General features: G+C 59.7%; 25 protein-coding genes. 8 read left to right on the forward strand and 17 right to left on the reverse strand.

The window, feature by feature from the left end; all coding sequences use genetic code 11:
- The first annotated feature begins 32 nt into the window (after nt 1–32).
- From GBCGDNIH1_RS24595 to GBCGDNIH1_RS24605, 3 genes are read left to right on the forward strand one after another with little or no spacing between them, the layout of a single operon-like run.
- Nucleotides 33–407 (forward strand): darcynin family protein, encoded by a 375-nt coding sequence (locus GBCGDNIH1_RS24595; RefSeq protein WP_011633112.1) that lies wholly within the window; start codon nt 33–35, stop codon nt 405–407.
- A complete protein-coding gene (locus GBCGDNIH1_RS24600) occupies nt 400–669 on the forward strand; it encodes a hypothetical protein (RefSeq protein ID WP_043453231.1) in 270 nt (89 codons plus the stop codon). The genes GBCGDNIH1_RS24595 and GBCGDNIH1_RS24600 overlap by 8 nt, the downstream gene beginning before the upstream one ends.
- Nucleotides 670–688: 19 nt before the next feature.
- Complete coding sequence (locus GBCGDNIH1_RS24605; protein ID WP_096912889.1) at nt 689–1,054, forward strand: hypothetical protein; 366 nt, start codon at nt 689–691, stop codon at nt 1,052–1,054.
- 180 nt (nt 1,055–1,234) lie between these two features.
- Here GBCGDNIH1_RS24605 and GBCGDNIH1_RS24610 read toward each other — a convergent pair whose 3' ends face one another.
- The 3 genes from GBCGDNIH1_RS24610 to GBCGDNIH1_RS24620 form a co-directional block, all read right to left on the reverse strand.
- The gene (locus tag GBCGDNIH1_RS24610; RefSeq protein ID WP_011633114.1) at nt 1,235–3,691 is read right to left on the reverse strand and encodes a glycogen/starch/alpha-glucan phosphorylase; all 2,457 of its coding nucleotides are present in this window, start codon (nt 3,689–3,691) and stop codon (nt 1,235–1,237) included.
- 211 nt (nt 3,692–3,902) lie between these two features.
- The gene (trpS, locus tag GBCGDNIH1_RS24615) at nt 3,903–4,901 is read right to left on the reverse strand and encodes a tryptophan--tRNA ligase (protein WP_011633115.1); all 999 of its coding nucleotides are present in this window, start codon (nt 4,899–4,901) and stop codon (nt 3,903–3,905) included.
- Nucleotides 4,902–4,954: 53 nt separating this feature from the next.
- The gene (locus tag GBCGDNIH1_RS24620; protein ID WP_011633116.1) at nt 4,955–5,716 is read right to left on the reverse strand and encodes a glycosyltransferase family 2 protein; all 762 of its coding nucleotides are present in this window, start codon (nt 5,714–5,716) and stop codon (nt 4,955–4,957) included.
- Nucleotides 5,717–5,870: 154 nt separating this feature from the next.
- On the opposite strand from GBCGDNIH1_RS24620, the gene GBCGDNIH1_RS24625 reads away from it, so the two are divergent.
- Nucleotides 5,871–7,220: an NAD(P)/FAD-dependent oxidoreductase gene (locus GBCGDNIH1_RS24625; protein ID WP_011633117.1), complete on the forward strand. Its 1,350-nt coding sequence runs from the start codon at nt 5,871–5,873 to the stop codon at nt 7,218–7,220.
- A 41-nt stretch (nt 7,221–7,261) separates the two neighbouring features.
- Here GBCGDNIH1_RS24625 and GBCGDNIH1_RS24630 read toward each other — a convergent pair whose 3' ends face one another.
- The 7 genes from GBCGDNIH1_RS24630 to hemC all read right to left on the reverse strand — a co-directional run bounded on the left by GBCGDNIH1_RS24630 (nt 7,262) and on the right by hemC (nt 13,981).
- Nucleotides 7,262–7,468: a TOBE domain-containing protein gene (locus GBCGDNIH1_RS24630; protein ID WP_025319322.1), complete on the reverse strand. Its 207-nt coding sequence runs from the start codon at nt 7,466–7,468 to the stop codon at nt 7,262–7,264.
- A 59-nt stretch (nt 7,469–7,527) separates the two neighbouring features.
- Entirely contained in the window at nt 7,528–8,079 is a 552-nt protein-coding gene (gene msrA / locus GBCGDNIH1_RS24635; RefSeq protein WP_043453236.1) for a peptide-methionine (S)-S-oxide reductase MsrA, read from the reverse strand.
- 74 nt (nt 8,080–8,153) lie between these two features.
- Nucleotides 8,154–9,536, reverse strand: a complete 1,383-nt coding sequence (locus GBCGDNIH1_RS24640) for an LLM class flavin-dependent oxidoreductase (protein ID WP_011633120.1) — start codon at nt 9,534–9,536, stop codon at nt 8,154–8,156.
- A gap of 196 nt (nt 9,537–9,732) precedes the next feature.
- Entirely contained in the window at nt 9,733–11,037 is a 1,305-nt protein-coding gene (locus GBCGDNIH1_RS24645) for a heme biosynthesis HemY N-terminal domain-containing protein (protein ID WP_011633121.1), read from the reverse strand.
- Nucleotides 11,037–12,167, reverse strand: a complete 1,131-nt coding sequence (locus tag GBCGDNIH1_RS24650) for a COG4223 family protein (protein ID WP_011633122.1) — start codon at nt 12,165–12,167, stop codon at nt 11,037–11,039. Before GBCGDNIH1_RS24650 ends, GBCGDNIH1_RS24645 begins: the two co-directional genes overlap by 1 nt.
- Nucleotides 12,164–12,928: a uroporphyrinogen-III synthase gene (locus tag GBCGDNIH1_RS24655; protein ID WP_011633123.1), complete on the reverse strand. Its 765-nt coding sequence runs from the start codon at nt 12,926–12,928 to the stop codon at nt 12,164–12,166. The genes GBCGDNIH1_RS24650 and GBCGDNIH1_RS24655 overlap by 4 nt, the downstream gene beginning before the upstream one ends.
- An 18-nt stretch (nt 12,929–12,946) precedes the next feature.
- A complete protein-coding gene (gene hemC, locus GBCGDNIH1_RS24660; protein ID WP_011633124.1) occupies nt 12,947–13,981 on the reverse strand; it encodes a hydroxymethylbilane synthase in 1,035 nt (344 codons plus the stop codon).
- Between the two features lie 43 nt (nt 13,982–14,024).
- Between hemC and tsaD the strand changes: the two genes are divergently transcribed.
- Genes tsaD through GBCGDNIH1_RS24675 form a run of 3 tightly spaced genes read left to right on the forward strand, consistent with a single transcriptional unit; the run spans nt 14,025 to nt 17,019 of the window.
- Entirely contained in the window at nt 14,025–15,170 is a 1,146-nt protein-coding gene (gene tsaD, locus GBCGDNIH1_RS24665; protein WP_011633125.1) for a tRNA (adenosine(37)-N6)-threonylcarbamoyltransferase complex transferase subunit TsaD, read from the forward strand.
- Nucleotides 15,167–16,051: a 23S rRNA (adenine(2030)-N(6))-methyltransferase RlmJ gene (locus GBCGDNIH1_RS24670; RefSeq protein ID WP_011633126.1), complete on the forward strand. Its 885-nt coding sequence runs from the start codon at nt 15,167–15,169 to the stop codon at nt 16,049–16,051. The genes tsaD and GBCGDNIH1_RS24670 overlap by 4 nt, the downstream gene beginning before the upstream one ends.
- Complete coding sequence (locus GBCGDNIH1_RS24675; RefSeq protein ID WP_011633127.1) at nt 16,048–17,019, forward strand: NAD(P)H-dependent glycerol-3-phosphate dehydrogenase; 972 nt, start codon at nt 16,048–16,050, stop codon at nt 17,017–17,019. Before GBCGDNIH1_RS24670 ends, GBCGDNIH1_RS24675 begins: the two co-directional genes overlap by 4 nt.
- A gap of 11 nt (nt 17,020–17,030) precedes the next feature.
- Here GBCGDNIH1_RS24675 and nth read toward each other — a convergent pair whose 3' ends face one another.
- On the reverse strand, nt 17,031–17,732 hold the full coding sequence (gene nth, locus GBCGDNIH1_RS24680) for an endonuclease III (RefSeq protein WP_011633128.1): 702 nt from the start codon (nt 17,730–17,732) through the stop codon (nt 17,031–17,033).
- A gap of 91 nt (nt 17,733–17,823) precedes the next feature.
- On the opposite strand from nth, the gene GBCGDNIH1_RS24685 reads away from it, so the two are divergent.
- Entirely contained in the window at nt 17,824–18,348 is a 525-nt protein-coding gene (locus GBCGDNIH1_RS24685; RefSeq protein WP_050748490.1) for a DUF2244 domain-containing protein, read from the forward strand.
- On the opposite strand, the gene GBCGDNIH1_RS24690 is transcribed toward GBCGDNIH1_RS24685, so the two are convergent.
- The 6 genes from GBCGDNIH1_RS24690 to GBCGDNIH1_RS24715 all read right to left on the reverse strand — a co-directional run bounded on the left by GBCGDNIH1_RS24690 (nt 18,345) and on the right by GBCGDNIH1_RS24715 (nt 24,638).
- Nucleotides 18,345–19,922, reverse strand: a complete 1,578-nt coding sequence (locus GBCGDNIH1_RS24690; RefSeq protein ID WP_043453239.1) for an inorganic phosphate transporter — start codon at nt 19,920–19,922, stop codon at nt 18,345–18,347. The genes GBCGDNIH1_RS24685 and GBCGDNIH1_RS24690 overlap by 4 nt on opposite strands.
- A 221-nt stretch (nt 19,923–20,143) precedes the next feature.
- On the reverse strand, nt 20,144–20,596 hold the full coding sequence (gene hemJ, locus GBCGDNIH1_RS24695; RefSeq protein ID WP_011633132.1) for a protoporphyrinogen oxidase HemJ: 453 nt from the start codon (nt 20,594–20,596) through the stop codon (nt 20,144–20,146).
- Nucleotides 20,593–21,285 carry an HAD family hydrolase gene (locus GBCGDNIH1_RS24700; protein WP_011633133.1) on the reverse strand — a complete coding sequence of 231 codons (693 nt, stop codon included), beginning with the start codon at nt 21,283–21,285 and terminating at the stop codon, nt 20,593–20,595. The genes hemJ and GBCGDNIH1_RS24700 overlap by 4 nt, the downstream gene beginning before the upstream one ends.
- Complete coding sequence (gene hemH, locus GBCGDNIH1_RS24705) at nt 21,282–22,415, reverse strand: ferrochelatase (protein ID WP_011633134.1); 1,134 nt, start codon at nt 22,413–22,415, stop codon at nt 21,282–21,284. The genes GBCGDNIH1_RS24700 and hemH overlap by 4 nt, the downstream gene beginning before the upstream one ends.
- Before the next feature lie 65 nt (nt 22,416–22,480).
- Nucleotides 22,481–23,689 (reverse strand): DEAD/DEAH box helicase, encoded by a 1,209-nt coding sequence (locus tag GBCGDNIH1_RS24710; protein WP_011633135.1) that lies wholly within the window; start codon nt 23,687–23,689, stop codon nt 22,481–22,483.
- 235 nt (nt 23,690–23,924) lie between these two features.
- Nucleotides 23,925–24,638 (reverse strand): hypothetical protein, encoded by a 714-nt coding sequence (locus GBCGDNIH1_RS24715; RefSeq protein WP_051459593.1) that lies wholly within the window; start codon nt 24,636–24,638, stop codon nt 23,925–23,927.
- Between the last annotated feature and the right edge of the window lie 9 nt (nt 24,639–24,647).

Consider the following 24,647-nt stretch of genomic DNA (forward strand, 5'->3'; position numbering starts at 1 on the left):
ATTTACTCACATTATGACAGCCTCACACGAAGATGCAAAGGACGTACACCGTGACCATACCTTCTTTCGAACCTGCCCTGACCGTTTTCATGCTGGTCAAGACCTCGCCCGAATGGCTTGGCTTTCCGGTGGAGCGACGCTTCGCGCTGCTGGAGGAGCAATTCACCCCCATCCTTCGAAAACATGCGGCGCATGTCACCTTACGCTTTTTCGATGTGGAGTTCTACGCAACCCGCGTCACCGACCTATGGATGTGGGATGCCAGGGATCACCACTCCTATCAGCTTCTGGTCGAAGACCTCCGCGAAACCGCTTTCTGGGATCGCTATTTCGAGATCGTGGAAATCCTGCCCGGTGTCGAAAACGCCTACGCCCGGAATTACGGCAGGCCGGCCATCAATGCCTGACGTGATCGGGAAAGAGTCAGACCTCGCTCATGGTCAGGCGGCGGCAGTATCGTATGTCGGCATCAGGATACTATCGGCAGAGCAGGCGGCCCGTGATCTGGATGAGCGCAGCGAGTATCGCCTGTCACCTGAAGATATGGACGATATGTTGGCCGCCCTTGATAGTGATCAGGCGCAGGATACGCAGGATGGGGCTTCTGCTGCTGGCTATGAGGCTGATCCGTCTGCGTTGCCGACTGACGCTCTCGTGCCGTCACGCTGACATGGATACAATTTCGACCATGCGCATTCTGGCAGCCATTAGCCTTCTCTCTTTCATCCCGGCAGCCGCTTCGGCTGAGCCGCTGGCAGGGATTTCAACGGAGGTGGTCATGCTGCCATCGACGAAGGAGACCGACGCTGTCGGCGATCTGGCGTGGCAGGCTCTGGTAAAGCGTCTGGGACCGGAGACGTATACAGGGACCAGCTATGTCACTTTTGGCTATCATCATTTTTTTGTCTGTGGTGCCGGACACAAAGGCACAAATACGAAATTTACCTTTGTCTATGTGGCGGCCGAACAAAAGTCCGAAACGGCGTTGTTTATCTCCACGATTGATCACGCCGATTACCTGCTTGCCGATCAACGTTTTTGCCATCCGCGCTGAGTGCGCCATTTCCCCTTCCGATGCGTCTCTGATTGAGCAGCTACAAATTCCACGCGCAGACCAGCGGCATAGGGTATTGCGTATCTATCGAGGTATCCCATGGAAACATCGCGATATAAAAAGAAAGGGGCAGGTTTTGCCTGCCCCTTTTCAGTTTTTCCGATCACACTATGGATCGACTCACGGCGAAGGATGCGGAGCGGCTTGCCAGATATCACGCGCATATTCGCGGATGGTCCGGTCGGAAGAGAACCAGCCCATCGCCGCCGTGTTGAGCAGCGCTTTACGCCGCCATTCCAGCGGCGTGCGATACAGGGCCGCTCCCCGCTTGTGCGTTTCCTCATAGCTTTCGAAATCAGCGGTCACGAGAAACACGTCATCGTTCAGCAGATGATCAATCAGCCCCGCATAACGTGACGGATCATCCGGGGAGAATACGCCAGAGCGGATCGCCTCGATCGCCTGCGCCAGGCTGGGGCACGCAGCGACTTTGGCACGGGCATCGTATCCGGATGCCTTGATATCCGCCACCTCATCAGCCCGCAGCCCGAAGATCAGAATATTGTCGTCCCCGACGTGATCGCGAATTTCGATATTCGCACCGTCCAGCGTGCCGATGGTCAGCGCACCGTTCAGCGCCATTTTCATGTTGCCGGTGCCGGATGCCTCCAACCCCGCCGTCGAAATCTGCTCCGAGAGATCGGCCGCCGGAATGATGACCTCCGCCAGGCTGACATTATAATTGGGCAGGAACACCACCCGCAGCCGATCACGCACCACCGGATCATTGTTGACGACACGGGCGATATCATTGGCCAGCTTGATGATCAGCTTGGCACGGTGATAGCTGGCCGCCGCCTTGCCCGCGAATATCTTGACGCGCGGTGTCCAGTTACGGCCCGGCTCGGCACGCATCTTGTCATACAGCGCCACCGTCTCGATCAGATTGAGCAATTGCCGCTTGTATTCGTGGATACGCTTGATCTGCACATCGAACAGCGCATCGGGATCAAGCCGGATGCCCATCCGGTCCTGCACCAGGGCCGCCAGCCGCTGCTTGTTTTCACGCTTTACAGCGCTGTAGCGGTCCATGAAGGGGGTATCATCGACAAATCGGGCCAGTTCCGACAGTTCTTCCGCATCCGCGACCCAGCGATTCCCGATCGAGTCGTTGATCAGCGCGGTCAGGCCGGGATTGCACTCCACCAACCAGCGGCGGAAGGTGATGCCGTTGGTGATGGCGGTGATCCGATCGGGAAACAACTTGTGAAAATCACGGAACACCGTGGTCTTCATCAGATCGCCATGCAGCGCCGAAACGCCATTCACTTTCTTCGATCCGACGAAAGCGAGATGACCCATGCGCACCTGACGCCCGTTGCTCTCATCGATCAGAGAGATGGAGCGCCGCAACTCGGGAGAACTGACCGGACGAGGCGTTGCGGTATCCAGATGCAGCGCGTTGATCTCATAGATAATCTGCATATGGCGCGGCAGAAGACGTTCGAACAATGTCACCGGCCAGCTTTCCAGCGCCTCCGGCAACAGGGTGTGATTGGTATAGCCCAGCGTGCCGCGGGCGATGGAAAAAGCGCGTTCCAGCGTCAAGCCGTATTCATCCACCAGCAGGCGCACCAGTTCCGCCACTGCCACCGCGGGATGGGTATCGTTCAGCTGGATGGAAGCCGTATCCGGCAGCCTCTCCACCGATCCCTGCTGCGCCATGTGACGCCTGACCAGATCCTGCAGGGAGGCAGAGGTAAAGAAAAACTCCTGCTTCAGCCGTAATTCCCGGCCAGCCTCGCTGCTGTCATCGGGATAGAGCACGCGGCTGATATTGGTGGCATTCAGCTGGGCGGCAAAAGCATCGGCATGGTGACCGCGATTGAAGGCATCCAGCCGCATCGGCTCCACCGAGCGGGCGCGCCACAGACGCAGCGTATTGATGTGTGTGCCCTGCCAGCCCACCACCGGTGTATCATATGCCACAGCCCGCACCCGCTCCGCCGGCATCCAGACCAGACGGGAGGAGCCATCCGGCTGATCCTGCGGCAGCACGCGGCCTCCGAAGCCGATATCATAGGCAATTTCGGGGCGCTCGAATTCCCACGGATTGCCGAAGACCAGCCAGTCTTCCGGCATCTCGACCTGATAGCCATCGCGGATCACCTGCCTGAACAGGCCGTGATCATAGCGGATGCCATAGCCGAGCCCCGCCAGCCCGACCGTGGCCATACTTTCCATGAAGCAGGCCGCCAGACGGCCCAGACCGCCATTGCCCAGCGCCGCATCCGGCTCCAGATCCTTGATCTGATCAAAGGAGACGCCATGCAGGGCGAGGGCTTCCTTCGCCGCCGTCATCAGGTTCAGATTGGTGAGACTGTCGGTCAGCAACCGCCCGATCAGGAATTCGAGGCTCAGATAATAGACCCGCTTGGCATTGGCCTCATCAGCGGAGCGGGCGGTCGCATGCCAGCGATCCACGATCCGGTCGCGCACAGCGAGGGCGGTCGCGGCATACCAGTCGTGCAACCGGGCATGGCGGGGATCGCGCCCCACCGCGTACCGCATCTTGTCCTCGATGGCACGGTGCAGTTCGGCAACCTGTGCGGTGTAAGGCGTGTTGGCGGCGTCCATACTCGCTCCCTGGTTTGAACAGACCGTTCAGAATCCGGCGGTAGCGAGCCGGCTCCTGCGGCACCACCACGATACAGAGACAAACGCATCTGTCACGCACTTGTGCTGTACCAATGGTCATCAGGCCAATGGTCATCAGGAAGGCAAGCAATCCCCGTGCCGTAGCTCCGGCCACAGCGGGGAGGCATGTCAGAAGAAAGAAAAAAGAGAGTCAGACCCGCAGAAAACCAACCAGTTTTTCCGCCTCGGCGACGATGGGCTCAGCGATGGCTTCGGCCCGACGGCCACCGTCATGCAGCAGCCGGTCCAGCTCTGCCTCATCTGCCAGCAACCGCCTCGTTTCCGCGGCAATGGGGGAAAGCTCCTGCACCAGCAACTCGGTCAGGGCCTCCTTATAGGGGCCGAAGCCCTTTCCGCCATGCTCGCGCAACACGGTTGCGGTGTCACTGTTGGTCAGCGCCGCATAAATACCTACCAGATTGCGGGCTTCCGGACGCCCTTCCAGCCCGTCAATATCCTCGGGCAGAGGCTCGGGATCGGTTTTCGCCCGACGGATTTTCATGGCGATGGTATCGGCATCGTCCGAAAGATTAATGCGGCTCTGATCGGATGGATCGGATTTGGACATTTTCCGTAAACCATCCCGCAGGCTCATCACCCGCGCTGCCGGCCCCTGAATCAGCGGCTCCACATGCGGGAAAAATGCCACGCCGAAATCATGATTGAATTTCTCGGCAATGTCGTTGGTCAGTTCCAGATGCTGGCGCTGATCATCGCCCACCGGGACCAGCGTGGCATGGTAAGCCAGAATATCCGCCGCCATCAGATTGGGATATACATACAACCCGGCAGACGCATTCTCACGGTCCTTGCCTGCCTTGTCCTTGAACTGCGTCATGCGGTTCAACCAGCCCAGCCGGGCCACGCAGTTGAAAATCCAGGCCAGCCGAGCATGGGCACTGACGGAACTCTGCACGAACAGAATGTTGCGGGCCGGGTCCACGCCGCAGGCAATCACCGATGCTGCCATTTCCCGCGTGGACTGACGCAGCTTTTCCGGGTCCTGCGCCACCGTGATCGCATGCATGTCGACCACGCAGTAAAGGCATTCATGCGTATCCTGCAGCGTCACCCAGTTGCGCAGAGCGCCCAGATAATTGCCAAGGGTCGGGATGCCGGAAGGCTGGATGCCGGAGAATATGCGCTTCATACCGCGTTCTTTCTCTCATGAGGCGTTATCGCGTCAACGGGCGATATGAGGGTTCAACTGCGTTGGGGTCGGGTGAAAAGCAGCCGGGCCAGACCAACGGGGCAAAATCCGGTGCGCCACAGACGGCCCCATGTCATGGCGCCGATACATCCGACATCCTTCAGCGGCCTGAAATGGCTTGGCCGATGCAAGGCAGGGCCATGGATACGGGGAATATCGACCGAGACGGTCCGAATCCCCTGCCGCCCTGCCTCAATCAGCAACTCGCTTTCATAGGCAAAACCGCCCGACCTGATCCGATCCAGCAAGGGCGGCAAAACTGGGGCAGGGTAAACCCGCATCCCGCTCTGTGTATCCTCAATCGGCCAGCCGGATGCCCATGAAACGACAGCATCCGCCACACGGTTGGCAGCACGGCGAATCCAAGGTCCGGGTGCATGATCACGACGGCGGGAGCCGATGACGATCATGTCCGGATAGCGTTCGGAAACCTGGATCAGACGCGGCAGATCCTCCGGCCTGTGCTGGCCATCTGCATCGAGCGTCACGATCAGGGGAACCTCCATGGCGCAGGCCGCCGCCAGACCGGCCGCAAGGCTCGCCCCCTTGCCCGCATTGGTGGGGAAGCGCAGCACCTCTGCCCCGGCTGCTTCCGCATGCTGTGCCGTTGCATCACGGGAGCCATCATCGACCACCAGAATCCGTGCATCCCGCACAGACGCACGGCAGCGCATCACAATATCGCCAACCGATTTTTCTTCCTGATAGGCGGGAATGACGATGACGATGCGCGATACGCTTTCATCCCCGGGCATCTTCCTGCCAGGACCAGTTGAAAACGAAACAGAGGTTGGATGGGTCACAGAACGTGTTTTTGATTACAAAGGCGCAAGGAATAGCAGCATTCCGGTTACAAAAGATCCTGAATAATCTATACTAGTCCGGTCAAGGACAGATGGTAAACTCTTCATGCTGGACAGCGCATCGATCTCCATGAAAATGGGCGAATCAACCAGTGACACACGGCTTTGTGATGTGCTGATCGTCGGCGCCGGTCCAGCCGGATGCACCGCAGCCTACCTGCTGGCAGAAAAAGGGCGTGATGTCGTTCTGCTGGAGAAAGAACGCCATCCGCGCTTTCATATCGGGGAGAGCTTGCTGCCACGCAACCTTCAATTAATAGAGCGGCTTGGCCTGACCGAAGATATCGCCACATTCGGCGTGTTCAAACCCGGTGCGGAATTCATCTCGGATGATCATGGCGGGAAGGATACAAAATTCTGTTTCGCGGATGCTCTGGACAAGACTTTTACCCATTCCTGGCAAGTGAAACGCGCCGATTTCGATGCCGCCCTGTTCCGTAGCGCACGTGACAAGGGGGCGGATGTCATCGATGGCATGCGTGTCACCACCATCCGTTTTCCCGAAGGCGTGCCGGAAGGATCGGCCCGCGCCATCGTGGAAGCCGTGGACGAAGCCGGAAACGCGCATCATTTTGCTCCCCGCTATGTGATCGACGCTTCGGGACGAGATACGTTTCTGGGCAGCAAGGTTGGTGGCAAAAAACGGAATCCTCATAACAACACGGCCGCTCTCTACGCCCATTTCCGTCATGTAACGCCACGCCCCTGCGACCGTACCGGTTACATTACCATTTGTCTGGTGGAAGGCGGATGGTTCTGGATGATCCCTCTTCCTGACGACATCACCAGCGTCGGCTTTGTCGGCACGCAGGAGGCTTTCAAACAACGCAAAGGCTCACTGGAAGATTTCCTCGACACCCGCATCGCCGCCAGCCCGAGTGTCAGCAGCCGCATGATGCAGGCTGAACGGATCTCCAAAGTCACCGCCACCGGCAATTACTCCTATTCCTGCGAGCGGCTGTCGGGGCCGGGCTGGATGATGATTGGCGATGCCTTCGCATTTCTGGACCCGGTTTTTTCCTCCGGTGTCCTGCTGGCCATGACCAGTGGCGAAATGGGGGCGGAGGTCGCCGATCTCTGGCTGGACAATCCTGCTGCCGCCCGGAAAAAGCTGAAAAAAGTCGAAGCCAAAATCCGTCACGCGATCGGCACGCTGTCCTGGCTGGTTTATCGCATCAATAAACCGGTGCTGCGTGACATGTTCATGTCCCCCAACAACCGTTTTCGCATGCGGGATGGTCTGGTGTCGCTGCTGGCCGGGAATGTTCATGGGACATTGCCACGCAATCCGGTCCGCGCATTCAAGGGGGCGTATTATTTCCTGACCACTCTGGCAAAAATCGGTATCAGGCTGACACCGGACGGCGATCTGAAGCGAGGCCCCCGTATCGACTAATTGACCAATCAGATACGGAGAAGCCTGCTTCAGAGTCTCGATCAAACTCCAACCATCACATCCGATGCCTTGATAACGGCTGTCGCTGTATCGCCGATTTTCAGGCCCAGCTCCTCGGATGCTTCGTTGGTGATCGAGGCCGTCAGGACTACGCCGTCAGCGATTTCAATCTTCACATGCGTGGTCGTGGCCCCCGGCCTGACCTCGACAATGCGGCCCTGAATCTGATTACGGGCAGATAATCTCATTGTAGCCGTCTCCTGTAACGATTGAAGCATCCCTATGGAGGCTTCCTCATTGGGAGCCGTCAAGCATGGTTCGGAGATATGTTGGCCCTGACATGATCGGCCGCATGTTTTCGGAAAGCACGTACTTTGGGTGCAATCACCGCCTGACAATACGCCGCCTCGGGATGGCGTGCGAAATAATCCACGTGCTCCGGTTCGGCTGGATAGAAAATCTGTAAAGGCTCGATCGTCGTCGACAATGGGGCCTGCCAGATTTGCGCAGCCTCGACCTCTGCCAGCACCCCACGCGCTGCATTCTCCTGCTCTGTCGAGGCTGGCATGATGACGGAGCGATACTGTGTTCCTACATCCGCACCCTGCCGGTTTGGTGTGGTCGGATCGTGAATCGTCAGAAAAATCCTCAGCAGATCGACATAGGAGAGAATAGCCGGATCAAATGTAACCTCGACCACTTCGGCATGGAACGTCGTACCGGTGCATACCTCCTTGTAAGTGGGATTGGCCGTATGTCCGCCCGCATAGCCGGGACGGATCGAGGCAACCCCGTTCAATTCCCTCAGCACCGCTTCCACACACCAGAAGCAGCCGCCCCCTATGACCGCCGTTTCCATCCACACTCTCCTGCCGATTTGCCTTGCTGCAATGTCGGCACGGCAACGCCCGGATAAAAGAGGCCGAATGATATTCAGGCAGCCAGCGTGCGGGATGTGGCACGGAATGTATGGGCGGGATGGGTTTCACCCAGCCGGTCGCCCTGACCGAACAGCTTGTTGCGCAGACTGCCTTCGGCATAGGCGGTCTTATAGACACCGCGCCGCTGGAGTTCAGGGATCACCAGATCGACAAAATCCTCGAACGTTTCGGGTGTGACGGCGTAGGCGAGGTTGAAGCCGTCAATGCCGGTCTCCTCGATCCATGCCTGCAATTCGTCCGCTACACGCTCTGGCGAGCCGATGACGATCGGGCCTGTCCCACCAATGGCCGCGAATTCGGCAATTTCCCTGATCGTCCAGACTTTACCGGGATCGGCGACCGTGAAAGCATCCACCGCCGAGTGAATCGCGTCATTCCGGATCTGCTTCAACTCATCATCCAGCCCGTATTGGGAAAAGTCGATCCCGGTCCAGCCCGACATCAATGTCAAGGCTCCCCGGTGACTGACATAACGCCGATATTCGTCAAATTTCGCCTGTGCTTCCTCATCAGTGCGACCAACGATCACAGTCATGAGGGTAAAAATCAGAATATCCGATGGATCGCGGCCCTGCTCGCCAGCCTGCTTGCGAATATCGGCAACACTGGGTGCAATCACCTGTTTCGAGGGGCCCGCAATGAAAACGCATTCCGCATGTCGTGCCGCAAAGGCCCGGCCTTTGCGAGAGGCGCCCGCCTGATAAAGCACGGGTGTACGCTGCTTCGATGGTTCACACAGATGCATGGCATCCACACGGAAATAGGCGCCGTCATGATGCACTTTCCTCACCTTGTCCGGCTGGGTGAATACCCCGCTGACAGGATCGCGCAGAACGGCATCATCATCCCAACTTCCTTCCCACAGCTTGTAGGTCAGTTGCATGTATTCCTCGGCAATATCGTATCGCGTATCGTGCTCCGGCTGCTTCGCCAGCCCGGAGCCTTTCGCCGCACTGTTCAGATAGCCGGTGACGATGTTCCAGCCGATCCTTCCCTCCGTCAGGTGATCGAGCGTTGACATGCGCCGCGCAAACGGAAAAGGCGGTTCATAGGAAAGGGTGCAGGTCAGACCAAACCCCAGATGCCGGGTGACCGCGGCCATAGCAGGAATAAGCATCGCCGGATCATTGACGGGAATCTGTGCCGCATCGATCAGCGCAGCATGCGCGTTCCCGCCATAAACATCATACACACCCAGCACATCGGCCAGAAACAGGCCATCGAACAATCCCCGCTCCAGCGTTTGGGCCAGATCGGTCCAGTACCCAAGCGTGTTATACATGCCCGACCGATCACGCGGATGACGCCAGAGGCCGGAGGATTGATGGCCGACACAATTCATGTCGAACGCGTTCAGACGGATCTGCTTCGCCATTGTCCGGCCCTGCTTAAATAACGATTCCTTAACGTTATATCAATAATAAATGTAAAATTGTCAAGATTAATAAATAAAACGATTTTAAATCGTATTAATTTCTCTTCAGAGCAGGGACGAGCCGGCTGCCCGGGGTCCATAACAAAACTGCCGTCCCATGGTCTGGAACGGCAGCCTGAATGGAAGAAGATAGATATCAGCGGAGGGCCAGAAACGGCTCCTTGACTGTCGAGGACAGTACAGGCGGTAACGCCACACCAGCGTCGCCCGGCGTAGTCCAGCGTATCTGACCGGGCGTATGACAGGCCGGACAGGCAGCCGCCCAATGCGTCGTGGCATGACCGCAGTGCAGGCAGCGCCACCCCGGATCGGGGCTGGCCTCCGAGGCGCGACGCAGCGCGGCCTGCATGGCGGCACCGGGGCCATGCTCCTTTTCCTCGATATCAGCCAACAGCAGCCAGACCCGCTTCTGGTCGATCAGGCGACTGGCCTGTTCGGCATGGCTGCGGGCTTCGCCGGTCAGCCCGGCAGCCAGATTTTCCCGTGCCAGTAACAGATGCGACTCGGGATGACCGGGATTGCCAGCCACCAGACGCTTGACCGTGCGCACCCGTGTCAGTGGATCCGTCACACCGGACAGGGCCACCACCGCCAGATCGGGTTGCGGATGGGCGGCCCATGCCTTGACCAGCACGGCATCGGAACGTCTCTGCCGACCGGCTGCCCGCAGCGTAGTCGCATAGGCAATGGCCGCTGAGGTCAGGCTGGGATCCAGACGAAACGCCTGCCGGGCCGTGCGCAGCTTTTCGGCCTGATCCAGCTCCGCCTGCGCTGCTGCCGTAGCAAAGGCCGCCCGTTGTTGATCGTTTTCCGCCAAAGACAGCGCATCCATCCAGCGACCACCACGGATCGCCAGATTGACACGCTCGGTCCGCAGCCAGGCTGCACCGGGGTGGGCCAGTTCCGCCTTGCGCGCCAGTTCCGCGGCACTTGTCCAGTCCTCGCGCGTGATAGCCTCCCTCAGCAGGCCGCGATAGCCGAGGAAAGAGGCATCTTCAGTCCGGGTCAGCGCATGGAAGGCCTGCGTGGCCTCACTCTCCCGGCCGGAGAGACGCGCCGCCTCGGCCATCAACAGCAGAGTTTGAGCGGTATCGCCGAGACAGGCACGAGCCTTGCCTGCCTCGCGCCATGCTCCGCCCGCATCCCCCGCCGCCAGCGAGACCAGCGCACGGGAAACGGCATAATCCCCGGCCTGCCGCGTCCGCGCCTGCCGCCAGCGGCGGATTGTGCGGGGGAGGCCCAGAATGGCGCCGACAGCCCGCAGCAACAGATGCACGGCCAGAACCAGAATGACGACCGCAACGATGGCCGCTGGCACCGACATGTCGATGGTCAGATCATCCCCGACCGTCATGCCGACATGGCCGGGCAGTCCGGCGACATACCACGCGGCGGCAACGACCACCGCTGCGGGGAGAACAATTTTGATGATACGGCGCATCAGGCGTGTGCCGCCATATCGGACAGCGCAGCCTGCGCATCCAGCAGAGCCTGTGCCTGCGCTTTCCAGCCACTGACAGCCTGCACCGCCGGCCCCGTCAGCGCATCCAGTGTCCTGACGGCCCCGGCAAGATCACCCGCATCCAATGCTTTTCTGGCCCGGGCAATGACACCAGCCGCAGGATCACCCACCAGAACCTGATCCCCCCGCCGGACGGTGACCAGCGTTTCGGCTTTTTGTTTTACAGTTTCCCAGAAGGAAGCATGACTCACATCCGGGCGGGATGCTTCCAGAGCACGCTGTGCCACAGTCTCGAAAGACAAGGTCAGCGCCGCCAAGGTCGGAGGGGCCTCCTGCGCAAAGCGGGTCAAGGCAGGCGGCGCATTTGGAATATCACCCAGCTTCTCGCCCCGGCCAAGAGCAGAGGAGGCAGCCTGAAGACGGGCCAGCCTGCCCGCCCGATCGGCCAGCGCCGTTACTTTTCCGGCCTCCCCGGCGATTTCGTTCAGGCGTTCACGCGCCTGTTGCAGCGCCTGCACCGCCCCTTGCTGCTCTGCATCCAGTTTCGTGAGGCGAGATTCCAGTACGTGAAGCGCGGCCTGCATCCGATCGCGTTCAGAATCGGAAAGATCCCTGAATCGCTTTTGCTCTGCCGTGATGTCATCCACGCGCTTCGTCAACGCATCAACCGCAGTCACGGTCGCTTCATCGCGGGCGGCAGGGCGGTGTTCAAGCGTGTCGAGACGCGCTGTATGAGCACGTACAAAGCCCGCAAGTGATTGCATCTGCCGGTGAAGCGTGGTGCCAAGATCCTCGATCTGTTCCTCCATCTTCTTGATGGCAGGCCGTTCGGTGTCATGGCGGCTGGTGACGTTTTCCTCCAGCGCCTCCAATCGTGCCAGCAGCACGGGATCGGTCGGCTGCGATTGTACGCCCAGATACAACGATACTCCCCCAAGAACGAGCGCACCCACCGCCAGGACCAGCGCAGCACGGGGAAGAGTTTCCTGCCGGTTCGTGCTGTCCGGTTTCTGCGTGGATGAAGGCTGAGGGGAAGAAGAGGGAATTGCCCCGCTCATCTCGTCCGCATGGCCATCAATCTGCGGCCCGGTCTTGTCTGACTCATTCATCGCAGGAGGGCCAGAAGATCGTCCTGAGTAGGCTGCGCTGCGACACGTATATCCCTCCAGGTTAAAGCAGTGATGGCCTCCACGACCGCGGGGGAGATGACACAGGCCACCAGCCCCGACGCCGCATCGGCCAATCCGGCCCTGTCCAGAAGACGCACGAAACTCCGTGCCGTTTCCGGTGAAAAGAACAGGACCGCCTTCAATCCGGCCACCCCCGCAGAGGGGGCAGCCCCTTCCATCAGAATGCGCAGAGCCTGCTCCGCCTGTTCGGGCAGAGCCTGCACCGGGCGGGCGCAGTATACGAAACGATGCAGAACGGTGAACCCGCTCTGGCTCAATCCTTGATACAAAAACGCGCCCTGTTCCTCTCCCGAGGCAAGCAGCAGCGGCTTTCCAGCCGGGTCAAGCCGGGCACGAACAAGCATCAGCAGACGGTCTGCATCTTTTCCGGCACTGGTCACATCCTGATGACCTGCCGCCTGCGCCGCCCTTGCTGTGGCATCCCCTACTGCGAACAGAGGCAAAGAACGCAGCGGATCAAGCGCGGGAATCGCATTGGCGCTGGTCACCAGCACCGCCTGCAAATCAGGCAGTGCCTCCTCCACCAGCGCATCGGCGCGGATTTCAACCTCCAGCGCAGGGGCCAGCACCGGCGTAAAACCGAGTGCGTCCAGCCGTCGCGCCGTCGCCGAAGCACCCGGCTCGGGCCGGGTAACCAGGATGGCGGGCCGTTCAATGCGGGACGAGATCGGAAGGCTCATACCCCGCTTTGCCCCCTGTTAATCGAGGAAAATATCGGGCGGGCTGTCGGCACGCAGGCTGCGCCCGAGTTCGGCGCCCAGCGCCTCCGCTTCCGAAACCGCACCCTGCAACGTCCGGCGCAGCAGAAAGCTGCCATCCTCAGCGGCGACCAGACCGGTCAGATGCAGCACACCCCCCGACAATATCCGCGCATGTCCGCCGATCGGCGTACGGCAGGACCCATCCAGCAGATTGAGCAACGCGCGTTCCGCGGTGGAGACCGCCTTGGCTTCCCGATCCTCGATCCCGGCCAGCAGGTCGCGCAGAGCGTAATCGTCTTCCCGCACCGTGACGCCGACAATGCCCTGACAGGCGGCAGGCACCATGATTTCGGTATCCAGCACCACGCTTGCCGCCTGCTCCATATCCAGCCGCCGCAGCCCGGCCAGAGCGAGAAGGCTGGCATCGCATTCCCCCCGCGCCAGCTTGGCAAGGCGGGTCTGGACATTGCCACGGATCGTTGCAAAACGAAGATCAGGGCGGGCATGGGCCAGCTGGGCCTGTCTCCGTACCGATGAGGTGCCGACCAGCGCGCCCTGTTGCAGCACGCTGAACGGATCTCCCGGCGGGGGCGGGGTGAAGCCGGGGGGAAGGATAATCGCATCCCGCGCGTCTTCGCGCTTGAGGGTGCAGGCCAGTACGATGCCGGGGGGAAGCTGGGTTTCCAGATCCTTCAGGCTGTGAACCGCGAAGTCGATCCGCCGGTCAGCCAGCGCTTCGTGAATTTCCTTGGCAAACAGACCTTTGCCGCCAATCTCCGCCAGACGCCGGTCCTGCACACGATCGCCGGTGGTGTTGATCTGATGTTCCTCGAACACCTCCATATCCCGCAGGATCGGGCAGAAGCTGCGCAGCCGGGCGAGAAAGGCACGGGTTTGCACCAGGGCAAGAGGAGAAGCGCGTGTGCCGACCCGTAAAGGCAGGCCATGCATCCCCACATGGGAGGATGGCGGCGTAGAAGAGGGCGTTGTGGGGCCAGAGGGATGACCAGAGGGGGGGTGGGCGGGTTGCATGCATGTGTCCTAAAACCCGTACAGAGGAAAGGAAAGAGTACAGATGACCCCCAATCTGCCGGAAACGCATGAAGCAGTGGATTTTCCGGCTTCCGAAAACCTTTTTCCGGGTCCGGTCCTGGGTATCGAGACCTCCTGCGATGAAACCGCCGCTGCCGTCCTGGACGGATCTGGCCGTATTCTGGCGGAAATCGTGTTGAGCCAGTACGACGATCATGCCCGCTTCGGCGGGGTGGTGCCGGAAATCGCCGCCCGTGCCCATCTGGCCTATCTGCCCGGCATGGTGACAGAGGTAATGGACAAAGCCGGACTCCGTTTTCAGGATCTGGCCGCGATTGCCGCAACCTCCGGTCCGGGGCTGATCGGTGGATTGCTGGTGGGGGCGGGGTTGGGCAAAGGTCTGGCTCTGGCGGCAAAACGACCCTTTATCGCCATCAATCATCTGGAAGCTCATGCTCTGGCCGCGCTGCTGCCGGCATTGGGTGGGGTGGCGGAAATAACCTCCGGTGAGCATTTCCCTTTCCTGCTGATGCTGCTGTCCGGCGGTCATTGCCAGTGCATTCTGGTCGAGGGGGTCGGACGTTACCGGCGGCTCGGCGGCACGATCGACGATGCGGTCGGGGAGGCCTTCGACAAGGTCGGCAAGCTGCTGGGGCTGGGCTGGCCCGGCGGTCCGGCGCTGGAGCGGCTGGCCTTGCAGGGCAATCCACACGCCCTTGCTTTTCCCCGCCCCATGAAGGGCAGGGTGGGGTGCGATTTCAGTTTTTCGGGACTGAAGACGGCGGTGGCCCAGTATGTTGCCCGGTTTCCGGACGGGCCGCTGCCTTTATCCGATGCTGCCGACATAGCCGCCAGTTTTCAGGCCGCCGTTGCCGATGTCATGGCCGACCGCGCCACCGCCGCCCTTGCTATGGCGGATGAGATCGCGCCCGCGAAAATGCTCGTCGTCTCCGGCGGGGTCGCGGCCAATGCAGCGATCCGGGCGGCGCTTTCCACCGCCGCCGAGCATCGTGGCATTGCCATGCTCGCCCCACCACCCCGGCTGTGCACCGATAATGCCGTTATGGTGGCCTGGGCCGGGCTGCATCGTCTGAAATATGGCGCGGTCTCCGGTCTGGATCATGCCCCCCTGCCACGCTGGCCGCTGGATGCGCCGGATATGGCGCTGCCGGAATCGACCACGCCATGAATTATCGCCATGCTTTCCACGCTGGAAACTTCGCCGATTGCCATAAGCATGCCCTGATGGTCGCATTGCTGACTGCTCTGCGACAAAAAGAGGCTCCGTTCTTCGTGCTCGATACCCATGCGGGCACCGGCGAGACCCTGCTGACGGACGGACCAGCCGCCCGGACCGGCGAATGGAGGGAGGGAATCGGTCTGCTGCTGGATGATCCGGCTCCGGTGCTGGCGTCTTATCTGGCACTGGTCACATCATTGGGCATGGAGCGGAGCCTCTATCCCGGTTCTCCCCTGATTGCCCGCGCCATGCTGCGTCCTCAGGACCGTATGGCGGTGTGTGAACTCCATCCCGAAGATTGCGCCAGCCTCGCCGAGCGGTTCAGAGGAGACCCCTATTGCGCCATCCATCGCCGTGACGGGTGGAAAGCGCTGGAAACCATGTTGCCTCCGAAAACCGCTTCCTCCGGCGGTGTCCTGCCCAGACGCGGCCTGACCCTGATCGATCCGCCTTTCGAGCAACCGGATGAACACCGCCGCCTGGCCGATGCCATGCTGAGGGCGCAACAACGCTTTCCTACCGGCATGGTCGCCGGGTGGTATCCGATCAAGGGCGGTGCTCCGGCCCGGTTGCTGCGGCATCAGTTGCAGGATGCCGGGCTGAAACGGGTGCTGATCGCCGAATTATTCCTTCACCCGCCCACGGATACGACACGTCTTAACGGAAGTGGCATGGCCATCCTCAACCCACCCTGGCAATTTGGCGATGACGCCCGCGCGATCATGCAGGCTCTGAAAACCGGATTGAAGGCGTGTGAGATCCGCGTGGATGAATTCGGAACTGATTGTGCGCCTTCTGCCCCGGGGGCCATGGAACATAAAACACAATGACGGATGCCGGTTTGAACGATGTTCTGGTTGTCGGTGCCGGTGCGTGGGGCACCGCCCTGGCCATTCAGGCAGCAAGGGCGGGGCGGCGCGTGCGGCTGTGGGCACGCAGCGAGGAGACAGCCATCCGTTTGCAGAAAACCCGCCACAATCCCCGGCTGCCCGGTATCGTGATACACGACACGGTAACAGTCACTCACCAGCTGGATCAAGCCGCCTTCGCCCTGCTGGCTGTGCCGATGCAGCATATGCGGGCGGTCGCACAAAACCTGCCGCCCATGCGACTGATCACCTGCTGCAAGGGGGTGGAGAGTAAGACCGGACTGTTTCCGCTGGAAATTCTGGCAACCCTGTTTCCCGCTCTGCCCCATGCCGTGCTCAGTGGCCCGAATTTCGCGCATGAAGTCGCTGCCGGGCTGCCGGCGGCTTCCGTCATCGCCAGCACGGATGCCGGATTGAGAAGCGATCTTATCCATGCTCTCGGCAGTGCCGGATTCCGACTATACGGCAATGCCGATCCTGTCGGTGCGCAGGTGGGCGGCGCAGCCAAAAACGTCATCGCCATCGCCGCAGGGGCCACGATCGGTGCAGGCTTGGGGGAAAATGCCCGTGCCGCGCTGGTGACCCGCGGCATTGCCGAATTGTCGCGTCTGGCTGTCATGCTGGGGGGGCAGGCCGCAACAGTGGCCGGTTTATCGGGGCTGGGCGATCTGCTGCTGACCTGTACCGGAAAAGCCAGCCGCAATTTCCGCCTCGGCTTCGCGCTTGGACAAGGGATGGCGCTGGATCAGGCGCTGGCCACCAGTGAAGGGGTGGTGGAAGGCGTCATGACTGCCCCCGCCTTGCTGCAGCGGGCCGGGCCGGATGCCGATTTGCCAGTCATTTCCGCTGTTGCCGCGATGGTCTCCGGCCAAGCCGATTTTCAGGAAGCCATGAGCGCATTGCTGTCCCGTCCGGTCAGAGACGAATAAAGCGCTGTGCTTTACCTGACAGGCGGCACCAGCACCTTGGCCGGGTAACGGCACCATTCTGCCCCCACACATCGCCAGCATTCCGGACGGCGCGCCTTGCAGACATAGCGTCCATGCAAGATCAGCCAGTGATGCGCCATGCCCAGCCTGTCCGCCGGGATACGCGCCACCAGTGCATCCTCGACCATGCGCGTGGTCTTGCCGGGCGCAATGCCAGTACGGTTACCCAGCCGAAACACATGCGTATCCACCGCCATGGTCGGCTGATCGAACGCCACGCTCAGCACAACATTCGCGGTCTTGCGGCCAACACCCGGCAGAGATTCCAGAGCCTCCCGATCGGCAGGAACCTCCCCGCCGAAACGATCCAGCAATTGCTGCGACAAGGCCGCGACATTCCGCGCTTTTGCCTGCCATAGCCCGATGGAACGGATATGACGGGCAATCCCTTCCTCCCCCAGCGCCACCATCGAAGCAGGATCGGGGGCCTGTTCAAACAGGCTCCGTGTGGCCTTGTTCACCGCCACATCCGTGGTCTGGGCCGACAACACGACCGCAACCAGCAACGTGAAATTGGAGGTGTAGATCAGCTCACTTTTCGGATCTGGATTGGCTTTGGCAAGCGCATCCAGAAAACCGATTACCTGCGCCCTGGTCATACGCGGGCTGGCAGAAACAGGATCGGCAGCAGAAAGAGAAGAAGAGGTGGACATGGAAAGGAAACACCACGCGTGACCCGATCATGGCAAGAGGCAGGCAAATGTAGTGGCGTTTCAGGACGAAAGCAGGAATGATACGCGCCTTATGTGGCGATTGACGGAAAAAAACTCCGACGGGTTTCCGGTCACGGAAGCCATCATTATCCCGCATCGCAGCCTGTCCCGCCGCGGGCTGGCGCTGGTGTGTGGGGGGCTGTGCCTGTTATCCGGGCTGGGTGTCCTCTTTTCCCTGATGATTCATGCCTGGCCCGTGGCCGGATTTGCCGGGCTGGAAGCCCCGCTGGCCATCGCTGCTTTGCTATGGAATGCCAGAGCTGTCCGCCAAACCGAGATCGTCACCCTGAGCGGAACTGGTCCCGGCATTGCCCATATCGATGCAAGGGGACGCAGCCGCCATATGAAAATAAGGCCGGGATGGCTGCGTTTGCGGCTGGAGGAATGTCCGGGGCGCGTGCCGCAACTGATCCTGTCATCCCGTGATGGTGAATTCGAACTGGCACGTTCACTGGGGGAGGACGAAAAACGCGCCCTGGCGGAAACTCTCCAGGACGCGTTGTACAGGGTTCAGAACCCGGTTTTCGATAATCCCCAGCTTGTTACTGCAGATTAACCGGTAAACATACTGCGGAAAGCCCAGAACAGACCGCCCGCCAGAAGGATCGAGGCAGGCAGGGTCAGCACCCAAGCCATGAGCAGACTGCGCACTGTTTTCGCCTGCAGGCCGGATCCGTTTGCTGCCATCGTACCCGCCACACCGGATGTCAGCACATGGGTGGTGCTGACCGGCAGGTGATACATATCGGCTGCCTGAATCAGGCCCATTGCCACGCTTTCAGCAACCGCACCCTGCGCATAAGTCAGATGCTCCTTGCCGATGCGCTCCCCGACCGTCACCACGATGCGACGCCAGCCGACCATGGTGCCAAGCCCGAGCGCAAGAGCCACACAGACCTTGACCCAGAGGGGAATGAACTGGGTAGCGTTGTTCGCCTGAGCCGTGAAACTCTCGAAAACCGATTTCTGCTGCGGCGTCAGAGTGGCGGTTTTTTCCACGAACGGCAGGGCATGGCTGATCAGGTAGAAATCATTACGGATATTGCCTGCCTGATCATGCGGCACATCGCGCAGTGCAACCCGGCTTTCCAGCTTTGCATTCACATCTTTGATCAAGGCGGCCAGCGCGGATGCCGTATCAGACAGGGCTTTCTTTTTCTGTATCGCAGCCGTCACCCTGTTGCGGGCCGCATCCAGTGACACGGCAGGAGCATGTCTGGCAGCAGACAGGTCATCAAGTATCTGGACCGTCTGCAGGGACGAATGGTGCAGCGCGATCAGTTTCTGACCATCAACGGTATGGTTCAGCGCATAAGCCGTGGGAACCGTGCCGATCAGGATCAGCATGATCAGGCCCATACCTTTCTGACCATCATTGGAGCCATGGCTGAAGCTGACGCCGGTGCAGGTCAGAACCAGCAGAGCACGGATCGGCCAGGGTGGCGGCTGTTTTCCTTCCGGTGCCTTGTACAAGGTCGGGATTTTCACCAGCCCGCGCAGCAGCAGCATCCCCAGACCAGCCAGCAAAAATCCGGCAACAGGACTGAACAGCAGGGAACGCAGGACATTCAGAGCCTGTGCCCAGTCCACGCCGCTGGTGCCATTCGGACCGGCCATCAGCTGATTCATCAGACCGACCCCGATAATGGAGCCAATCAGAGTATGAGAGGAAGAATTGGGAATACCGACATACCAGGTAGCCAGATTCCACAAAATCGCTGCCACCAGCAGCGCAAATACCATCGCAAATCCGGCATCGCTGCCAACCTGAAGGATGAGTTCAACCGGCAGCAAAGAGACGACTGTGAAGGCGACACCACCCGAGGAAGCCAGAACACCCAGGAAGTTCCATATGCCCGACCAGACCACAGCGAAATGGGCGGGCAGGGAATTGGTATAGATCACTGTCGCCACAGCATTGGCGGTATCGTGAAAACCGTTGACGAATTCAAAGCCAAGCGCAATCGCCAGAGCAATCCCGAGCAGAACAAAGGGCAGAGCAGTGGGATAACTGACACCCTCAAGATCATTCGACAGATGAAAAGCGGCATATACGACACCAATAACCAGCAGCAGGCTGACGATAATCCCGGTCAGCTGCCCGGCTTTGCTTGTTGTCGGCATAACCATGTCTGTACCATTCTGGGTTGGGTTCCACCCGGACATCATGCTTTCGCTTTCACATCGATATGCTGCAACGGAAAAGCATATCCATCGAAGATATTGTAAGATTGTTTAGTGACACATTGCGATGGATCAAAAAGCACCGGAGATTTTTGACTCTGGAAAAGACAGGCTTTTTTCAGGTCCGTTATTCTGTCTTTTGAAGACAAAAATGACCTTCCACCCGATCAGAAAGGTCTTACGATCACCATCGTTACGATGATCAGCATCAGAAGAGTCGGAACTTCATTGGCAATTCTGTAAAATCTGTGCGTCCGTGTGTTGCGGTCTTCCAGAAAATCACGCCGCCATTTCGACATCGCGCCATGAAAACCGCTCATCAGCAGCACACAAAGCAGTTTGACATGCCACCAGCCGCGGCTCCAGTCGATAACACCGGGCGTCAGCACAAGAAGAATTCCAAATAACCATGTCGCCATCATCGCCGGATTGATGATCTGCTTCAGCAAACGACGCTCCATGATCTTGAAACGTTCGCTTTCCTCGCTCCCGCGCTTTAATCCGCAATGATAGACATACAGTCGGGGCAGATAAAACAAACCAGCCATCCAGGCGATCATGCTGGCGATATGGGCCGTTTTGATCCACAGATAAAAAGGGGTCAGAAATGAAACGGTCATGCTGTCACCGTGCTATCCACCTGCATCCGTTGCCGGAATAACACCGGCAGTTCGGACAAGGCCCTGAACACTGTAGCGCCTTCCGCTTTCAGGGCTGCACCATCGCCATACGGTGCGAAACCCAGAACCTCCATACCGGCAGCATGCGCACCGCGTGAGCCAGGGATACTGTCTTCCACCACAACACATGCCTCAGCTGGAATGCCCGCATCGGCCGCCGCAGCCAGAAATACATCCGGGGCAGGTTTCGGTTTGAGGGAACCTCCCGGCCCGCCGCTGAAAGTCCGGCCTTCTGTCAGATAGCTAAGACCGGTCCGAGCAAATTTGACGGCCATTTCTGCCTGGGAACTGTTGGAGGCAACCCGCCATTCCAGACCCAGCGCCGCCATCCCCTCCAGAACCTCTTTTGCCCCCGGCACAGGGACGGATTCCGTTTCCAGTGCTTTCAGCAACGCGCTTGCCAAGGCCGGGCGCCAGCCGGGCGACACCGGACGGCCCAGCATTTTTTCGATCAGGGGCACCATATCAATCAACGACATGCCCAGAAAAATACGGTGTGCCTCATCAGGCGTCATCGGCAACCCTTCTTCGGTCAGGCTGGCTGCCACAACACGGGAAGCAATGGTTTCGCTGTCGATCAGCACGCCATCACAATCGAAGATCACCATGCGCAGAGGTACTGTTCTCATGCAGCATCTTCCTGTTCACCATGGGGGCAATCACGATGAATACGCGGGCAGACACGGCCCCCTGCAAAACTGCACAAACCAGGTCCATGCTCTCTCACCCGCCTTACCAGCCCGGCCAGAGAGTCGATAAATTCCGGATCGGAATTCTGCGTAGGCACCCGGAAATAACCCTTGATGTTTTTTCCGTGTGCCAATTCCGCATACTCGACATCGAGTTCAACCAGCGTTTCCGAATGTTCGCTGACGAAGGCAATCGGCACTACCAGCACCGCAACCCCATCCTCTACCGCCCGATCAATCGCTTCTTCCGTCGAGGGGCCCAGCCAGACCTGCGGCGTGGCGCGGGACTGATAGCAGATCTGATGATCAAGACCGGGTATATTCATAGCCCGCAGAACGGCTGCCGTGCTCCGCTCCACCTGAAACTGATAAGGATCGCCTTTTTTGACGATGACCTCCGGCAGACCATGCGCCGAGAATAACAGCCGTAAAGGCACGTCATCCGGCAGGGTGTTGCGGGCTTCATCATACGCTTTCCGCACCAAAGCCGCTGTTGCGGAAGCAAAATCACGATCACTGTGATAGCAGCACAGGGAAAAGGTCTGCTTTGCCAACCCTGCTGCAGCGGCGGCTTCCCGCCAGTCTGTCAGCGAACTGCCCGTCGTCGTTGTGGAATATTGCGGATAGAGCGGCAGCAGGATAATTTCGTCCGGGTCCCAGTCTTTCACTTCCCGCACTGTTTCATGGGCAAACGGGTGCCAGTATCGCATGGCAATGAAACAGCGGGCCTCGAATTCCGGTAAAGCCTGTTCCAGCGTGCGTGCCTGTTCCTGTGTCAGCTCCAGCAGCGGAGATTTGCCGCCTAGCAGCGCATAATTCTCGCTGGCCGGTTTGACACGCGCTTTCGCGATAATTCTCGCCAGAATGGGGCGGACGAAAAACGGGACCCTCAGAATGGCGGGATCTTTGAATAAATTCAGCAGAAAGGGCCGGATGGCGGCCGGGCTGTCCGGGCCGCCAAGGTTGAACAGCACCACCGCAAGCTTGCGCCGCTTGCCCGATCCAACAGGCGGAAGAGAGTCATCATGCGGGGAGGGCGGGGTACAGGAAACATTGCTGATCATTGGCATGGCTTCGCAAGTGTTGTCCCGTACCCGACCGGTAAGTCAATCAGGCAAGTTGAGCGGAGTGAAAATCAGGCCGCATTGCGCCAGCGCGGACGATGACGGCGCGCCTGCGGCTGCTTGCGCGGTTCTTCAGCCGGAAGATCACTTTCGACACCACCGGCAACCGACATTTTCACGCGGGTGAGCTTCTCGATAGCTTTCAGGAACGGACGCTCGCTGCCGTCACAGAAGGAAATCGCGATCCCTCTCTGTCCAGCCCGCGCCGTGCGGCCGATACGATGGACATAGCTTTCCGGCTCGTTCGGCAGTTCGAAATTGACGACATGCGACACACCGGCAACGTCGATCCCACGCGCGGCGATATCGGTGGCCACCAGAACCCGGGCCTCTCCGCTACGAAAACGCTCCAGAGCGCGCTGACGAGCATTTTGGCTTTTGTTGCCATGAATGGCATCGGCCGGAATACCGGATTCTTCCAGATGTTCAGCGACGCGATTGGCACCATGCTTGGTACGGGTAAACACGATGACCTTTTCCAACGCCCGATCCGCCAGCAGACGGGTCAACAGCACGCGCTTGCCGGTGCTTTCGATAAAATGAACATGCTGGGCAATCCGGTCGGGAGTCGGCTCCTCCACCGCGATCCGCACGCGCGCGGGATTACGCAGCAGCCCTTCTGCCAGACGTCCGATTTCACCGGGCATGGTGGCTGAGAACAACAGGGATTGCCGCTTTTCCGGCAGGGAGGCCAGAACCTTGCGGATGTCGCGCATAAAGCCGAGATCAAGCATCCGGTCCGCTTCATCCAGAACGAAATGCGACACCTGATCCAGCAGCAGTTCATTGGTGCTCATCAGATCACAGATACGGCCCGGCGTGCCGATCACGATATCGGCACCGCGCTGCATGCGCTGCACCTGCGGCTTGCGGCCAACGCCACCCAGAATCAGAACACGGCGAATCGGCAGCTCACCACCCAGCATGCGCAGATTATCGTCAATCTGCACGGCCAGTTCACGGGTCGGGGCCAGAATCAGAGCGCGGGTTGAAAAGGCCCGCGGACGCTCCCGTTTCTGCATCAGGTGCTGCAATAAAGGCAGGGAAAAAGCCGCCGTCTTGCCGGTTCCAGTCTGGGCGATCCCCAGCAGGTCACGTCCTTCCAGCAAAGGAGGAATGGCACCGGCCTGAATCGGGGTCGGCTTGTGGAAACTGGCCGCCTGAAGCGCCTGAAGAATAGGCTCGGCCAGTCCAAAACTATCAAATGTCACGTCTGTCACAGTCGTCTCCAGCCGGCATATGCATGCCGGATCGGTCACGATCCACGCGCGATGCTGGAACGGGACAGGTCATCTATGGATCGTTCAGGAAACGCCAACCCTTGCAGGACCTTGCCTGCAGGCAGGTCGGCTCGACAGGTCTGACTTATCGCGCGCAGCGAACGATGCGGGCTTCATGCGCCGGAGAAGGGCCTGAAAGCAAGTCTCTTGAGAAAGTGGCTGTTGCCCGGATTCGTCAGGGCTTGGCATCCGGCAGCACCAGTCTGGCAGCCATCGTGGCCAATTTTACCAAGGGCGAATCGCCGGGCAGGGCAGCAGGTAAAGCGCTGAGCGGAGATGGAAGCGGGGTAGATGTCACATCTGGCCGGGTTTCCGCGGGCTGTGTCGAATCAGTCGCGGGTTTTTCCGCGGATGGGGTCGCAACAGCAGGTTTACCATCTGTTTTGCCGTCCGGCAGGGGAACCGTGTAATCAGGCACAATTCGGGCCTGATTGCCGCCGATCACCAGCACCTTACGCCCGATCGCCAGAGGTTTTTCATCCTTCTGGGTAACGGAGACCATATCACCGCTGGTTTTCCGGACGATGTATTCCCATGCTTTCGTATCACCCACCACATGGGTTGCGGTGGTTCCGACAATCCCACCGACCAGCGCGCCACCCAGCGCCCCGAAAGCCGATCCGACTCCACCCGGCGTTTGTGCCCCGGCGATACCGCCAGCCGCAGCCCCGGTCGCAGTGCCCATCGATGAATCAATACTGACCCCGATCGGCCTGACACCAACAATGACCCCCTGTTCGACCTTGTTGGCCTGCTGCATCGCGCGGTCGGCATAGGTATCGGGGGAATAGCTGGGTCCACATCCCGCCAGAAACGGGACAGCAACCGCACAGAGCGCAGCGGACAGCACCGAAAGGCAGTGACGAGCTGAAACAGACTGACGAAACACGGCAAACCC

The organism is Granulibacter bethesdensis CGDNIH1 (assembly GCF_000014285.2).
Taxonomy (GTDB): Bacteria; Pseudomonadota; Alphaproteobacteria; order Acetobacterales; family Acetobacteraceae; genus Granulibacter; species Granulibacter bethesdensis.